The organism is Streptomyces sp. NPDC088553, from assembly GCF_044752965.1.
GTDB lineage: Bacteria > Actinomycetota > Actinomycetes > Streptomycetales > Streptomycetaceae > Streptomyces.
In genome coordinates, this window is the sequence record NZ_JBIVMG010000006.1 from 238,602 (window position 1) to 252,971 (window position 14,370).

Annotated in this window: 15 protein-coding genes; 6 read left to right on the top strand and 9 right to left on the bottom strand. The window is 69.3% G+C overall.

What is annotated here, in order from left to right; genetic code table 11:
* Window positions 1-96 precede the first annotated feature (96 nt).
* From ACIP8Z_RS21665 to trxA, 5 genes are all read left to right on the top strand, one after another.
* Window positions 97-1,785 carry a protein kinase family protein gene (locus ACIP8Z_RS21665; RefSeq protein WP_402085723.1) on the top strand — a complete coding sequence of 563 codons (1,689 nt, stop codon included), beginning with the start codon at window positions 97-99 and terminating at the stop codon, window positions 1,783-1,785.
* Window positions 1,786-1,810: 25 nt separating this feature from the next.
* Window positions 1,811-2,515 (top strand): RNA polymerase sigma factor SigM, encoded by a 705-nt coding sequence (sigM, locus tag ACIP8Z_RS21670; RefSeq protein ID WP_402085725.1) that lies wholly within the window; start codon window positions 1,811-1,813, stop codon window positions 2,513-2,515.
* Window positions 2,512-3,474 (top strand): zf-HC2 domain-containing protein, encoded by a 963-nt coding sequence (locus ACIP8Z_RS21675; protein WP_402085728.1) that lies wholly within the window; start codon window positions 2,512-2,514, stop codon window positions 3,472-3,474. Before sigM ends, ACIP8Z_RS21675 begins: the two co-directional genes overlap by 4 nt.
* 139 nt (window positions 3,475-3,613) lie before the next feature.
* Window positions 3,614-4,579, top strand: coding sequence for a thioredoxin-disulfide reductase (gene trxB, locus ACIP8Z_RS21680; RefSeq protein ID WP_319315335.1), 966 nt, complete (start codon window positions 3,614-3,616; stop codon window positions 4,577-4,579).
* A 46-nt stretch (window positions 4,580-4,625) separates the two neighbouring features.
* Entirely contained in the window at window positions 4,626-4,958 is a 333-nt protein-coding gene (gene trxA, locus ACIP8Z_RS21685; RefSeq protein ID WP_030321223.1) for a thioredoxin, read from the top strand.
* Between the two features lie 129 nt (window positions 4,959-5,087).
* On the opposite strand, the gene ACIP8Z_RS21690 is transcribed toward trxA, so the two are convergent.
* From ACIP8Z_RS21690 to rpmH, 9 genes are all read right to left on the bottom strand, one after another.
* Window positions 5,088-5,705, bottom strand: a complete 618-nt coding sequence (locus tag ACIP8Z_RS21690) for a GNAT family N-acetyltransferase (RefSeq protein WP_266967067.1) — start codon at window positions 5,703-5,705, stop codon at window positions 5,088-5,090.
* Between the two features lie 159 nt (window positions 5,706-5,864).
* Entirely contained in the window at window positions 5,865-6,959 is a 1,095-nt protein-coding gene (locus ACIP8Z_RS21695) for a ParB/RepB/Spo0J family partition protein (RefSeq protein ID WP_402085731.1), read from the bottom strand.
* Window positions 6,956-8,032 (bottom strand): ParA family protein, encoded by a 1,077-nt coding sequence (locus ACIP8Z_RS21700; protein ID WP_078944828.1) that lies wholly within the window; start codon window positions 8,030-8,032, stop codon window positions 6,956-6,958. The genes ACIP8Z_RS21695 and ACIP8Z_RS21700 overlap by 4 nt, the downstream gene beginning before the upstream one ends.
* Before the next feature lie 236 nt (window positions 8,033-8,268).
* The gene (rsmG, locus tag ACIP8Z_RS21705) at window positions 8,269-8,985 is read right to left on the bottom strand and encodes a 16S rRNA (guanine(527)-N(7))-methyltransferase RsmG (RefSeq protein WP_319315346.1); all 717 of its coding nucleotides are present in this window, start codon (window positions 8,983-8,985) and stop codon (window positions 8,269-8,271) included.
* A gap of 118 nt (window positions 8,986-9,103) precedes the next feature.
* Entirely contained in the window at window positions 9,104-9,613 is a 510-nt protein-coding gene (locus ACIP8Z_RS21710) for a R3H domain-containing nucleic acid-binding protein (protein WP_030321234.1), read from the bottom strand.
* A 29-nt stretch (window positions 9,614-9,642) separates the two neighbouring features.
* Complete coding sequence (yidC, locus tag ACIP8Z_RS21715) at window positions 9,643-10,980, bottom strand: membrane protein insertase YidC (protein WP_402085733.1); 1,338 nt, start codon at window positions 10,978-10,980, stop codon at window positions 9,643-9,645.
* A 3-nt stretch (window positions 10,981-10,983) separates the two neighbouring features.
* The gene (gene yidD / locus ACIP8Z_RS21720; RefSeq protein ID WP_015034858.1) at window positions 10,984-11,310 is read right to left on the bottom strand and encodes a membrane protein insertion efficiency factor YidD; all 327 of its coding nucleotides are present in this window, start codon (window positions 11,308-11,310) and stop codon (window positions 10,984-10,986) included.
* Window positions 11,307-11,678: a ribonuclease P protein component gene (gene rnpA / locus ACIP8Z_RS21725; protein WP_319315354.1), complete on the bottom strand. Its 372-nt coding sequence runs from the start codon at window positions 11,676-11,678 to the stop codon at window positions 11,307-11,309. The genes yidD and rnpA overlap by 4 nt, the downstream gene beginning before the upstream one ends.
* Window positions 11,679-11,698: 20 nt before the next feature.
* Complete coding sequence (gene rpmH, locus ACIP8Z_RS21730) at window positions 11,699-11,836, bottom strand: 50S ribosomal protein L34 (protein WP_030205020.1); 138 nt, start codon at window positions 11,834-11,836, stop codon at window positions 11,699-11,701.
* Window positions 11,837-12,232: 396 nt separating this feature from the next.
* On the opposite strand from rpmH, the gene dnaA reads away from it, so the two are divergent.
* On the top strand, window positions 12,233-14,011 hold the full coding sequence (gene dnaA, locus ACIP8Z_RS21735; RefSeq protein ID WP_402085737.1) for a chromosomal replication initiator protein DnaA: 1,779 nt from the start codon (window positions 12,233-12,235) through the stop codon (window positions 14,009-14,011).
* Window positions 14,012-14,370: the final 359 nt, after the last annotated feature.

Below are 14,370 nucleotides of genomic sequence, written 5' to 3' on the forward strand. Positions count from 1 at the left end.
TCGGGGGGAACCGCGTGTCGTGCATAGCGTCCGACTGTGGGCACAATTGGCTTGGCTGTTGGATGTGGCGCAACGGATGGGGAGGCAGGAACGACGGTGGCGGAACGTAGCACGGCTGCCGTCGACGTGGCCGACAACAGCGGTGACGACCCGCTGACCGCCAAGGCGGACACGGCCGCGACCGACGGGGTGGCGGACAAGAGGAAGACGGCGGAACAGCCCGCCGAGGCCACGGACAAGAAGGCGGTCGAACGACAGAGCGGCGAACAGCCCTCCACCACGGCTCCGGAACTGCACAGCGGCCACAAACTGGCCCGACGGTACCGGCTGGAGGAGTGCGTCACCCGTCTGGACGGATTCAGCAGCTGGCGTGCCGTCGACGAGAAACTACGGCGTGCCGTCGGGGTCCACCTGCTGCCCGCCGACCACCCCAGAGCCCGTTCGGTCCTGGCCGCGGCCCGCTCCTCGGCCCTCCTCGGCGACCCCCGCTTCGTGCAGGTCCTCGACGCCGTCGAGGAGAACGACCTCGTGTACGTCGTGCACGAGTGGCTGCCCGACTCCACCGAGCTGACCGCGCTGCTCGCGGCCGGCCCCCTGGAGCCCCACGACGCCTACCAGCTCGTCAGCCAGGTCTCCCAGGCCATGGCCGCCGCCCACCGTGAAGGCCTCGCCCACCTCCGCCTCACGCCGAGCGCCGTCCTGCGCAGCTCCACCGGCCAGTACCGGATCCGCGGCCTGGCCGTGAACGCCGCCCTGCGCGGCATCACCGCCGAACGTCCGCAGCGCAACGACACCGAGGCCATCGGCGCGCTCCTGTACGCCGCGCTCACCCAGCGCTGGCCGTACGACAGCGACGCCTATGGGCTCTCCGGCCTGCCCAAGGGCGTCGGCCTGCTCCCGCCCGACCAGGTCCGCGCCGGCGTCCACCGGGGCCTCTCCGAGATCGCCATGCGTGCCCTGGCCAACGACGGGGCCACCGCCTCGCGCCAGGAGCCGCCCTGCACCACTCCGGACGAGCTGGCCAAGGCCGTGGCCGCCATGCCCCGTGTGAAGCCCCCGGAGCCCGAGTTCACCGCTCCGCCCGAGTACCAGCGCACGACGTACCAGCAGGGCACGTACGGGCGTCCCCAGGCGCATCCCGCGATCACCCAGCCGGTGGTCGTCCCGCCGCCCCCGCTGCAGAGCCGTACCGGCAAAGCGCTGAAGTGGGCCGTCTCGGCCCTCCTGATCGCGGCCCTGGGCCTCGGCAGTTGGCAGATCGCGGACCGGCTCCTCGCGCCGGACTCCAGTCAGAAGGAAGTTCCGGTCCCGGCACCGAAGGTCGACGAGAAGCCCGCACCGCTCAAGCCGGTCACCATCGAGTCGGCCCACGACTTCGACCCGCTGGGCAACGGCTCCGAAAAGCCCCAGGCCATAGACCTCGCCTACGACGGCGACCCCAGCACGTCCTGGTACACCGAGAACTACCACGGCCCCGGATTCGCCAATCTGAAGACCGGCGTGGGCCTCGTGCTCGACCTCGGCAAGGTACAGAAGATCAGCGCGGTCGACCTGTCGTTCGTGGGCCGCACCTCGGTGGAACTGCGCACGGCGCCCTCGGACGCGACGTCGGAGCCGACCCTGCCCGACGCGTACACGACCCAGGCGGCCGGAGACGGCAGCCAGGTGGCGCTGAAGCTCGAGAAGCCCGTCACGACCCGCTACGTTCTCGTGTGGCTGACGGAACTGCCCTCCAACGACGGGGGCTACCGAGGCAAGCTGAGCGAAGTCAAGATCATGGGCTGACGACCGCAGGGGAGGGGGCTCACCGTTGGACCGACCGATAGACGACGCCACGGACGACCAGGAACTCCTGGCTCGTCATGTCGCCGGCGATCCCGACGCCTTCGGTGAGCTCGTACGGCGCCATCGCGACCGGCTCTGGGCGGTGGCCCTGCGCACCCTGGGGGACCGCGAGGAGGCCGCTGACGCCGTCCAGGACGCCCTGCTGTCGGCCTTCCGGGCAGCCCATACCTTCCGCGGCCAGTCGGCCGTCACGACGTGGCTCCACCGCATCACGGTGAACGCCTGCCTCGACCGTCTCCGCAAGACGGCCTCGCGCAGGACCTCGCCGGTCGACGACAACGACCGTTTCGAGCAGCTCCTCGAACCGCACGAGTCCGCCGAGGCCCCCGTGGAACGGCAGGACGTCCACCGTGAAGTCCTCGCCGCACTGGCTTCGATCCCCGCCGATCAGCGCGCCGCCCTCGTCCTGGTCGACATGCAGGGATACCCGGTCGCGGAGGCGGCCCGTATCCTCGGCGTTCCCACCGGCACCGTGAAGAGCCGCTGCGCGCGCGGGCGGGCACGACTGCTTCCGATGGTCACTCATCTGCGCGTCGACACCGTGGGTAACGAAGCCCCCGATGGGGGAAGGAACCGGACGGCGGGGACATCCGTCCCACCGGTGCCGGGGCCGACGGACACCGGACCGACTGATCCAGCTGCTGTGAAGGGCGGAGGTGGGCGCACGTGACTTCCACGGCCGGCAGGGCCAACGCCACACAGCACCCGGACGTCTCGGAAATCTCCGATCTGACCGAGGGGCTCCTCTCACCGACCCGCTCGGCCGCCGTCCGCCGGCACCTGGACGGCTGCCCCCTCTGCGCGGACGTACGGACCTCCCTGGAGGAGATCCGAGGACTGCTCGGCACCCTCCCCGGGCCGCCTCGCATGCCCGCGGAGATCGCCGGACGGATCGATGCCGCCCTCGCCGCCGAAGCCCTCCTCAACGCCACCACGCCGGAGAGCGACACCCCCGTTTCACGTGAAACACCGCCCGCCACGGCCGCGGCGGCTCCCACGGACCCTCCCGTCCCTGTCACGGACGGCCCCGCCGGCCGTGCCGCAGATCGCCCCGCCGGCCGCTCCGGTGCCGCCACCGGCCCCGGGCGGGCGGGGAAGCCCCGCCGCCGTCGCATCGCCCTGCTCTCGACGCTCGGCGCCGCCTTCGGTGCCGTGGTCCTCGGTACGAGCCTCTATCTCAGCCAGGCGGGCCATGTGACCGCCGGTGGTGAGGCGGCCGACACCAAGAAGGCGGACACCGTCGCCGGGACGGCCCTGAGCCCCTTCTCCGGCTCCCCGGTCGAGGACCGGGTCCGCGCGCTCCTGACCGAGGACGTGCCCGCCGGGACACCCCGTGCGATCGGACCGGAATCGATGTCCGCCGAGACCGGCACCAAGGCCCCCCAGCGGAACAGGGACAGCGCCGTCCCCGGCTGTGTCCTGGCCGGCACCGGCCGCTCCGACGCGGTCCTGGAACACGAGCAGGGCGAATACCAGGGGAAGTCCGCCTATCTGCTGGTCCTCACCGATCCCGCGGACAGCAAGCGGGTCCAGGCCTATGTGGTCGACGCCTCGTGCGCGGAGCGGACCACCGGGAGCGGAAGCCCGACCGCTGATCTGCTGTTCAGCGGGACATACCCCCGCTCCTGACCTCTCTCCCCGTCCGGCGACGGTGCCGCGCGGCGGTTTCGGGAATGTACGCCCCTTAGGATCCGTTGGGTGGGGTGAGAGTGACCGAGACAACCGCCCCCGTAGGCAGTGCCAGTCTGCAGAGACGAGGAAGAAACCCGTGAGCGACGTCCGTAACGTGATCATTATCGGCTCCGGGCCCGCGGGTTACACCGCTGCGCTCTACACCGCCCGAGCGTCGCTGAACCCCCTGGTCTTCGAAGGTGCCGTCACCGCCGGTGGCGCGCTCATGAACACGACCGAGGTCGAGAACTTCCCCGGTTTCCGTGACGGCATCATGGGCCCGGACCTGATGGACAACATGCGGGCCCAGGCCGAGCGCTTCGGCGCCGAGCTCGTCCCCGACGACATCATCGCCGTGGACCTGTCGGGTGAGATCAAGACCGTCACCGACACCGCCGGCACCGTGCACCGCGCCAAGGCCGTCATCGTCACCACCGGCTCGCAGCACCGCAAGCTCGGCCTCCCGAACGAGGACGCTCTCTCCGGCCGCGGTGTCTCCTGGTGCGCCACCTGCGACGGGTTCTTCTTCAAGGACCAGGACATCGCCGTCGTCGGCGGCGGCGACACCGCGATCGAGGAGGCCACCTTCCTCTCGCGTTTCGCCAAGACGGTCACCATCGTCCACCGCCGGGACACCCTGCGTGCCTCGAAGGCCATGCAGGAGCGCGCCTTCGCCGACCCGAAGATCTCCTTCGCCTGGGACAGCGAGGTCACCGAGATCCACGGTGAGCAGAAGCTCAGCGGCCTGACCCTGCGCGACACGAAGACCGGCGAGACCCGCCAGCTGCCCGTCACCGGCCTCTTCATCGCCGTCGGCCACGACCCGCGGACCGAGCTCTTCAAGGGCCAGCTGGACCTCGACGAGGAGGGCTACCTGAAGGTCGCCGCCCCGTCGACGCGCACCAACCTCACGGGTGTCTTCGGCGCCGGCGACGTCGTCGACCACACCTACCGTCAGGCCATCACGGCCGCCGGCACCGGCTGCTCCGCCGCGCTGGACGCCGAGCGCTTCCTGGCCGCCCTCGCCGACAGCGAGAAGCTGGCCGAGACCCCCGCGGTCTGACCCCGTCTCTCCCCACCCCACACCCCGCGAGATCAAGGAGGCCGCTGTGGCCCTGAAGACTGTGACCGACGCTTCCTTCGAAGAGGACGTCCTCAAGAGCGACAAGCCCGTCCTGGTGGACTTCTGGGCCGAGTGGTGCGGCCCGTGCCGCCAGATCGCCCCGTCGCTGGAGGCCATCGCCGCCGAGCACGGCGAGATCGAGATCGTGAAGCTCAACATCGACCAGAACCCGGCCACGGCTGCCAAGTACGGCGTCATGTCCATCCCGACGCTGAACGTCTACCAGGGTGGCGAGGTCGTGAAGACGATCGTCGGCGCCAAGCCGAAGGCCGCCATCCTGCGCGACCTCGAGGGCTTCGTCGAGCCGACCAAGGCCTGACGCTGCCGCTCTGTTTCACGTGAAATCGTGAAACAGAAGCAGCGTTTCACGTGAAACACAGAACGGCCCGCCCCTGAAAAGGGGCGGGCCGTTCTCGTGTCCCGAGCGGATCGTCTTCGTGTCCCGACGCTACAGAGGCCGCAGGACGGGTTCCTTCTGGACCGCGCCGAGGAGCCGGTCGAGCGCCATCTCGACGTCCTCCTTCCAGGAGAGCGTCGTCCGAAGTTCCAGCCGCAGCCGGGGGAAGGCCGGATGCGGCCGCACCGTCTTGAAGCCCACCGCCAGCAGATGATCGGCCGGCAGCACACAGGCCGGCTCCTTCCACCGGGCGTCCCCGAACGCCTCGATGGCCTTGAAGCCCCTCCGCAGCAGATCCTTGGCCACGGTCTGTACGACCATCCGGCCGAGCCCCTGCCCCTGATAGCCGGGCATGATCCAGGCCGTCATCAACTGCGCGGCATCGGCCGCCACGGGGCTCGTGGGGAAGGCCGTGGAACGCGGCACATAGGCCGGGGGAGCGTAGAGGACGTAGCCGACCGGCACCTCGTCGACATAGACCACCCGGCCGCAGGAGCCCCACTCCAGGAGAACCCCCGAGATCCATGCCTCCTTCTCCAGCTCCGGACGCCCCGCCTTCACCGCGGCTTCTCCACTGACCGGGTCGAGCTCCCAGAAGACACAGGAGCGACACCGCTTGGGCAGATCCGGAAGGTTGTCCAGTGTGAGCGGTACGAGCCGACGCCCCACGGCCGCGCCTCACTTCCCTCGCGATCGAGCACGGATACGCCTGCTGGAATCGTATCGATCGGCTGATCGGGACGACACCGCTCACAGGCAAAGGGCGGGCCGTGTTCCGGTGAAACCGGAGCACGGCCCGCCCTCAGCGGCCTTGGACAGCGGAAGGCGTCAGCCCTCCGCCCCCTTCTCGGCGTTCTTCTGGTCCATGACCCGTCCCTCACCGGGGGCCAGGGTCGCCAGGATCCGGTCCAGATCCTCCACCGAGGCGAACTCGACGACGATCTTTCCCTTCTTCTGACCGAGGTCGACCTTCACCCGGGTCTCGAAGCGGTCCGAAAGACGAGAGGCGAGATCCGTGAGCGCGGGCGAGACCCGGCCACCGGCGCGCGGCTTCGTCGGCTTGACCGCACCGCCGGGCTCCTCGGAGCCCATGAGGCTCACCATCTCCTCGACGGTGCGCACCGAGAGGCCCTCGGAGACGATCCGGTACGCCAGCTTGTCCTGGGCCTCCGGGTCCTCGACACCGAGCAGCGCCCGCGCGTGGCCGGCGGAGAGCACTCCGGCGGCGACCCGGCGCTGCACCGGCGGGGAGAGACGCAGCAGTCGCAGCGTGTTGGAGATCTGCGGCCGGGAGCGCCCGATCCGCTCCGCGAGCTGATCGTGGGTGCAGCCGAAGTCCTTGAGCAGCTGCTCGTAGGCGTGCGCCTCTTCGATCGCGTTCAGCTGGGCGCGGTGGAGGTTCTCCAGGAGCGCGTCCAGGAGCATCTTCTCGTCGTCGGTGTCCCGGACGATCGCCGGGATCCGCTCAAGACCCGCTTCCTTGGACGCCCGAAGACGCCGCTCACCCATGACCAGCTCATAGCCCTCGTCATCGGTCTTGCGCACGACGACGGGCTGGAGGAGGCCGACCTCCTTGATGGAGACGACGAGCTCCGCCAGGGCGTCCTCGTCGAAGACCTCACGCGGCTGGTGCCGGTTGGGAACGATGGAGTCGAGCGGAAGCTCGGTGAAGTAGGCACCCGCCGGAGGCTCCGGCCGGACCGCCGGCTCGGCGTCGTTCCACGACGGAGCCGACTCCGGGGACTGCGCGCTCTGCGGCAGTGACGCCAGCTTCGCGGCCGCCACCCCCCGGCCCGCGGGCATGGCGGGGGCCGCACCCTGCGAGGCCACGCCCACGCCACCCGACGGCGACTGCCGTTCCTGGGGAGCAGCGGGGATCAGCGCACCGAGCCCACGCCCCAATCCCCTACGTCGCTCACTCACTGGATCCCCTCCGACATGCTGCGCTGGTGGTTCTGGTGCCCGACATGGGCGTGCTGCGGGTCATAGTGCACGGCGGCCCCCCGCAGGGCGATCTCACGGGCCGCTTCGAGATACGACAGGGCGCCGCTGGAGCCCGGGTCGTAGGTGAGGACCGTCTGCCCGTAGCTCGGTGCCTCCGAGATACGGACGGACCTCGGAATGCTGGTCCGCAGCACCTCCTCGGCGAAGTGGGTGCGCACCTCGTCGGCGACCTGGGAGGCGAGCCTCGTCCGGCCGTCGTACATGGTGAGCAGGATCGTCGAGACATGGAGCGCCGGGTTGAGGTGCCCCCGGACCAGGTCGACGTTCCGCAGGAGCTGACCGAGCCCCTCCAGGGCGTAGTACTCGCACTGGATCGGGATCAGCACCTCGGCTCCGGCCACCATCGCGTTGACCGTGAGGAGACCGAGCGAGGGCGGGCAGTCGATCAGGATGTAGTCGAGCGGCTGCTCGTAGGCCTGGATCGCCCGCTGCAGTCGGCTCTCGCGGGCCACGAGCGACACCAGCTCGATCTCCGCGCCGGCGAGGTCGATGGTCGCGGGGGCGCAGAACAGGCCCTCGACATCCATGACCGGCTGGACGACTTCGGAGAGCGGCCTGCTGTCGACAAGAACGTCGTAGATCGAGGGGACCTCGGCGTGGTGGTCGATGCCGAGCGCCGTGGAGGCGTTGCCCTGCGGGTCGAGGTCGATGACCAGGACCCGGGCCCCGTGCAGGGCGAGGGACGCGGCAAGGTTGACCGTCGTGGTCGTCTTGCCCACGCCGCCCTTCTGATTGGCGACCACCATCACGCGAGTCTGCGCCGGGCGGGGAAGACCCTCGCCGGCACGACCCAGTGCCTCTACTGCCAGCTGGGCAGCACGACCAATGGGGGTGTCGTCCATCGGGGGCGGTGTTTCACGTGAAACATCCTCCCCCACCGATTCGGTTCGGGGACCGGGGACCGGATCGGTCATCGGTCCCGCGATGTTGGCGTCGGACCGCAAGGATTCACTCTCCTCGGCTTCAGGCTCGCGATGGGGAGAGCCTGCCATGCTTTCGGGGTCGTGAACCAGCGAGCCCGGTGGTTCTGTGGATGAATCCACCTCTGTGGACATCTCCGTAACTCTCGCGGGTGGGTTCACGCGGGGTCTACGGTCCCGGGGCGTGGCAGCCGCGCGACCGCGGCTGATGATCCCCTGCAGCAGTGAGCGACGTTTCACGTGAAACACCATGCCCCTGCTGCCCGGCCGGGACCGTTCGACACTCCGAAATGGTACGAATGCGACGCTCAGCGGCGTCGACGGGTCTTGCTCGTCCGGGCGGCCTTGGCGCGCTTGGCGGCGAACCTCACACCACCCGGGCTCTCGCCGACCTCCACTCGGACGACGGTGGACAGCGGATCGACGATCCCCTCGCCCACCTGCAGCACGGAGGTCTCCACCACGCCGAGGCGGGAGAGCGCGGCGCGAGCCCCGGTGATCTCCTCCTCCGCGGTGTCGCCCTTGAGCGCCAGCATCTCCCCGTACGGGCGCAGCAGGGGAACGCCCCAGCCGGCCAGCCGGTCGAGCGGCGCCACCGCGCGGGCCGTCACCACGTGCACGGGCGTGATCTTGCCGAGCATCTCCTCCGCGCGACCGCGGACCACGGTCACATGATCGAGGCCGAGCAGCTCGACGACCTCCTGGAGGAAATTCGTCCGACGCAGAAGCGGCTCCAGGAGCGTGATCTTCAGGTCGGGCCGGACCAGCGCCAGAGGGATACCGGGAAGCCCGGCACCCGAGCCCACGTCGCAGACGGTGACGCCCTCGGGGACGACCTCGGAGAGAACGGCACAGTTCAGCAGGTGCCGCTCCCACAGTCGCGGGACCTCACGCGGGCCGATCAGACCGCGCTTCACACCCGCGTCCGCGAGGAGCTCCGCGTACCGCACGGCCTCCGGGAAGTACTCACCGAAGACTGTCCGCGCCTGCTCCGGAGCCTCGGGGAGCTCCGCTTCCTCCGTCACGGGAACCGTCCTTCCGTACCGCACGCATCGTGTGCGGGCGCACTGTGGTGGCTGACTATCAAGGCTGACAAAGATCGGCCCCGCCTGCGAACAGACGGGGCCGACACTACGTGAGGGTTCAGGCCGGGAGAACAACGACGAAGCGCTGCGGCTCCTCGCCCTCGGACTCGCTGCGCAGACCGGCGGCGGCGATCGCGTCGTGCACGACCTTGCGCTCGAACGGCGTCATCGGGTCCAGCTTGACCGGCTGGCCGGTGGACTTGACCTCGCCCGCGGCCTTGGCGCCCAGCTCGGCGAGCTCGGCACGCTTCTTGGCCCGGAATCCGGCGATGTCGAGCATCAGACGGCTGCGGTCACCGGTCTCCCGGTGCACGGCCAGCCGGGTCAGCTCCTGGAGCGCCTCCAGGACCTCGCCGTCGCGGCCCACGAGCTTCTGCAGCTCACGAGCCGAGTCGCTGATGATCGAGACCGCGGCCCGGTCCGCCTCGACGTCCATGTCGATGTCGCCGTCGAGATCGGCGATGTCGAGCAGACCCTCGAGGTAGTCGGCCGCGATCTCACCCTCCTGCTCCAGGCGGGTCAGGGTGTCGCCACCCTCGGCGGCGGCGGAGGTGGTGCCTTCCGTCACGGATGGACTCCTTCTTGCTTCGGCGAGGCTTACTTCTTGGAGGACGGGTGCTTGGGCCGCTGCTGGCCCTTGCGCTGACCGGACTTGCCCTGCTGGCGGGACCCTCCGGAGTTGGCGCGGGGACGCGCGGGCTTGTCGCCCTGCGCCTCGCTCTGGGCCTCGCCCTTGGGCTCTTCCTTGGCGGCGGCCTTGGCCGAACCCTGGGGCTTCTTCTCGAGCGAGGTGGTCGGCGCCTCTTCGGCGGCCGGCTCGGAAGCTTCCTCGGTGTCCTTCGCCGTGGCGTGCTGGGCCGCGGCGGCCTGGCGCTGGGCCTTGGTCTGGCGCTTGGGCTGCTGACGCCTGGCGGCGGGCCCGCCCTCGGCGTCGGCCACGATCGTGTCGCTCTTGATCACGGTGCCGTCGGCCTGGGCGGCGAAGCCGGCCTTGGTCAGACCCGCGAAGAAGCGGCGCTCGTTCTCGTTGCGGTCACTGCCCTTGGCGACGATGACCTTGACGATGGTCTTCCGGCGACGGCCGCGGACCTCTTCGTGCTGCGTGATGCTCTTCAGCAGACGCTGCAGGTAGGAGTCCTGCGCCTTGCTGCCCGGGGTCGGGTTCTGGTTGATCACGTACATCTGCTGGCCCATGGTCCACACGTTGGTGGTCAGCCAGTAGACGAGGACACCGACGGGGAAGTTGACGCCCATGACGGCGAAGATCACCGGGAAGATGTACATGAGCATCTTCTGCTGCTGCATGTACGGGGTCTTCACGGAGAGGTCGACGTTCTTCATCATCAGCTGGCGCTGGGTGAAGAACTGCGAGGCCGACATCATGACGATCATGACCGCGGTGACGATGCGGACGGAGGTCAGCGAGGCGTCGAGAGCGGCGACCTCGGCGGCGGAGTCCGTGAACTTCGACGCGAGCGGGGCACCGAAGATGTGGGCCTGACGGGCGCTGGCGAGCAGCGGGCCGTCGATGACGCCGATCTCCTTGCCCGAGGCGATCGAGGAGAGCACGTGGTAAAGGGCGAAGAAGAACGGCGACTGCGCCAGGATGGGAAGGCACGAGGAGAGCGGGTTGGTACCCGTCTCCTTGTACAGCTTCATCATCTCTTCGGACTGACGCTGCTTGTCGCTCTTGTAGCGCTCCTGGATCGCCTTCATCTTCGGCTGGAGCGCCTGCATGTTCCGGGTCGACTTGATCTGCTTGACGAACAGCGGGATCAGACAGATCCGGATCAGCACCACGAGGGACACGATCGACAGGCCCCAGGCCCACCCTGTGTCCGGGCCGAAGATCGCCCCGTACACCTTGTGGAACTGGACGATGACCCAGGAAACGGGCCAGGTGATGAAGCTGAACAGACTGGCAATCGTGTCCACTAATCAGGCTCCTTGAGCATTGGGCGAGGTCTCTGCGGCCGGGCTCGTCTCGGCGGTGGACCCGCCCTTGTCGCCGCGCAGCGCGTTCCTCAGCATTTCGTGCCAGCGGGGGCGCTTACGCGGGGGGACATGGTCCACACCGCCGGGCGACCACGGGTTGCACCGCAGGATGCGCCAGGCGGTCAGGGCCGTGCCCTTGATCGCGCCATGCCGGTCGATGGCCGTGAATCCGTAGTGGGAACACGACGGGTAGTACCGGCAGACGGGCCCGAGAAGCGGGCTGATCGTCCACTGGTACAGCTTGATGAGAGCCAGCAGCGGGTACTTCATCGCGCGCCCCCTCCCAGCAGCCGCTGAAGAGCGGCGTCCAGGTCTCGGGACAGCTGTGCGTGTTCGGCGTCGCCGGCTCCGGGCAACGCCCGTACGACCACCAGGCTACCGGGGGGCAGCTCGGCGAGCCGGTCGCGGACGAGGTGGCGCAGACGACGCTTCACTTGGTTGCGTACGACCGCACCGCCCACGGCCTTGCTCACGACGAAACCCGCACGTGCCGGGGGAGCGCTCTCCCCAGGCGCGTGCGGGTTCGTTGCACCGCTGCGTAGGTGGACGACGAGGAGCGGGCGACCGGCCCGGCGACCTCGGCGTACCGCGGTTGCGAAGTCCTCGCGCCGCCTCAGCCGATTCTCGGTAGGCAGCACGTCATGACCTGTTAAGCAGATCAGGCGGACAGCTCAGAGCGACCCTTGGAACGGCGGTTCGCAAGGATGGCTCGGCCGGCACGCGTACGCATCCGCAGGCGGAAGCCGTGGGTCTTGGCGCGACGACGGTTGTTCGGCTGGAAGGTGCGCTTGCTCACTCGGGGGCTCCAGAAATGATTCGTAGATGGCGGGACATCGCCTGGCTGTCACCGTGCGCCCACGAGTAGCTCGCAATACGCCCGAGTGCACCGCTACACGTTCACAGACCGTGATCTTTGCCCATCGGAGGCAGGCGGCAGCAGCCATCGACAACTCGACCTGGTCACGGTACGCGCGGCTACGCCATCCGGTCAAACCGACCTGTCGCCACCCCCCATTGTGCACAGGCTGTGGACAACAACTTGAACCACGTCAGCCGCCGCGACTACCGTGGTTGGACTCCACAATCTTTTCCGTTCTGTCCTTACCTGTCCTCACGGGTCTGTCCTCACGGACATCGCCCCACCGTCCCCCGAGAACCACACCATCGTGGGACCTGCGAGAAAGCGTGCCCTGTGGCTGACGTACCTGCTGATCTTGCCGCAGTGTGGCCACGCGTCCTCGAGCATCTCCTCGCAGAGGGCCAGCAGGGGATCGAGCCCAAGGACAAGCAGTGGATCGAGCGCTGCCAGCCCCTCGCCCTGGTCGCCGACACGGCGCTCCTCGCCGTACCCAACGAGTGGGGCAAGCGCGTCCTCGAGGGCCGGCTCGCCCCGCTGATCAGCGAGACCCTCAGCCGTGAGTGCGGCCGCCCGATCCGGATCGCGATCACCGTCGACGACTCCGTCGGCGAGCCGACCCCGCCGGCGCCCCCGCTCCAGCAGTCGCAGCAGCCGCGCTACGACGAGCGCCAGCAGCCCGAGCCGTACGAGAAGTACGACGGCGGCTACGGCCACCGGCCGATGCCCGACGACGGGCTGCCCACCGCACGCCCGGCCTACCCGGACTACTCGCAGCAGCGCCCCGACCCCGGCGCCTGGCCGCGCACCCAGGAGGACCTGTCCTGGCAGCAGCCCCGGCTGGGCGGCTACCAGGAGCGGGCTCCGTACACCGGCCCGACCGGCCCCGAGCAGTCCCGGCCGTCGCGGTACGACGAGCCGCCCCGCGGCTACGAGCAGCAGCGGCCCGAGCGCGCCGAGCTGCCCGACCCGCAGAACCACGGCGCCCGCCCCGGTCCCCGGCCCGGCGGTCCGAGCGGTGGCGGCCCGGGCGGCGGCCACGGTTCCTCCGCCGCGCAGGGCGCCGGCGCTCCCGGCGAGCAGCACGCGCGCCTGAACCCCAAGTACCTCTTCGACACCTTCGTCATCGGTTCCTCGAACCGTTTCGCGCACGCGGCCGCGGTCGCGGTGGCCGAGGCGCCCGCGAAGGCGTACAACCCGCTCTTCATCTACGGGGAGTCGGGCCTCGGCAAGACCCACCTGCTGCACGCGATCGGGCACTACGCGCGGAGCCTCTACCCGGGCACGCGCGTGCGGTACGTGAGCTCCGAGGAGTTCACGAACGAGTTCATCAACTCGATCCGCGACGGCAAGGGCGACGCCTTCCGCAAGCGCTACCGCGATGTGGACATCCTGCTCGTCGACGACATCCAGTTCCTCGCGAGCAAGGAGTCGACGCAGGAGGAGTTCTTCCACACCTTCAACACCCTGCACAACGCGAACAAGCAGATCGTGCTCTCCTCGGACCGGCCGCCCAAGCAGCTGGTGACCCTGGAGGACCGGCTCCGCAACCGTTTCGAGTGGGGTCTCACCACCGATGTGCAGCCGCCGGAGCTGGAGACGCGCATCGCGATCCTCCGCAAGAAGGCGGTGCAGGAGCAGCTCAACGCCCCGCCGGAGGTACTGGAGTTCATCGCGTCCCGGATCTCGCGGAACATCCGTGAGCTGGAGGGCGCGCTGATCCGGGTGACGGCCTTCGCGAGCCTCAACCGGCAGCCGGTGGACCTCGGGCTCACCGAGATCGTCCTCAAGGACCTGATCCCGGGCGGCGAGGACTCGTCGCCGGAGATCACGGCACCGGCCATCATGGCGGCCACCGCCGACTACTTCGGTCTGACGGTGGAGGACCTCTGTGGATCCTCGCGCAGCCGCGTCCTGGTGACGGCCCGGCAGATCGCCATGTATCTGTGCCGCGAGCTCACGGACCTGTCGCTGCCGAAGATCGGTGCGCAGTTCGGCGGCCGTGACCATACGACGGTGATGCACGCGGACCGGAAGATCCGCGCGCTGATGGCGGAGCGGCGCTCCATCTACAACCAGGTCACTGAGCTCACCAACCGCATCAAGAACGGCTGAGGGCCGGCTGCGGCCGGCCTCCGAAGGGCGCCCCGGGACACCTCCCGGGGCGCCCTTCGGCATTCCCCGGCACTCCCGGGAGCGGTCCCGAGGCGATTCGAAGGCGGTCCTGAAGCGGTCCCGAGGCGATTCGAAGGCGGTCCTGAAGCGGTCCCGAGGCTCTCCCGAAGTTCTCCTGGAGCCGTCGTAAGGCCGTCCACAGGACCCACCGACAGCCTTCCCGGGCCCTCCGGAAGACGCCGAAGAGCCCTCTTGAAGCCCTCTCGGAGCGCTCGCGACCGCCGCCCAGCACCGCGTCCGGGGGACGGGCTGTTCGATTACTCCGTTCCGGTGGCAGGTTCTCCACAGATTGCGGGATG

Bases quoted from the DNA above. Each gene is read 5' to 3' on its own strand.
- ACIP8Z_RS21700 (WP_078944828.1), bottom strand. From the start codon at position 8,032: ATGGCAGGCTCTCCCCATCGCGAGCCTGAAGCCGAGGAGAGTGAATCC.
- yidD (WP_015034858.1), bottom strand. From the start codon at position 11,310: ATGAAGTACCCGCTGCTGGCTCTCATCAAGCTGTACCAGTGGACGATC.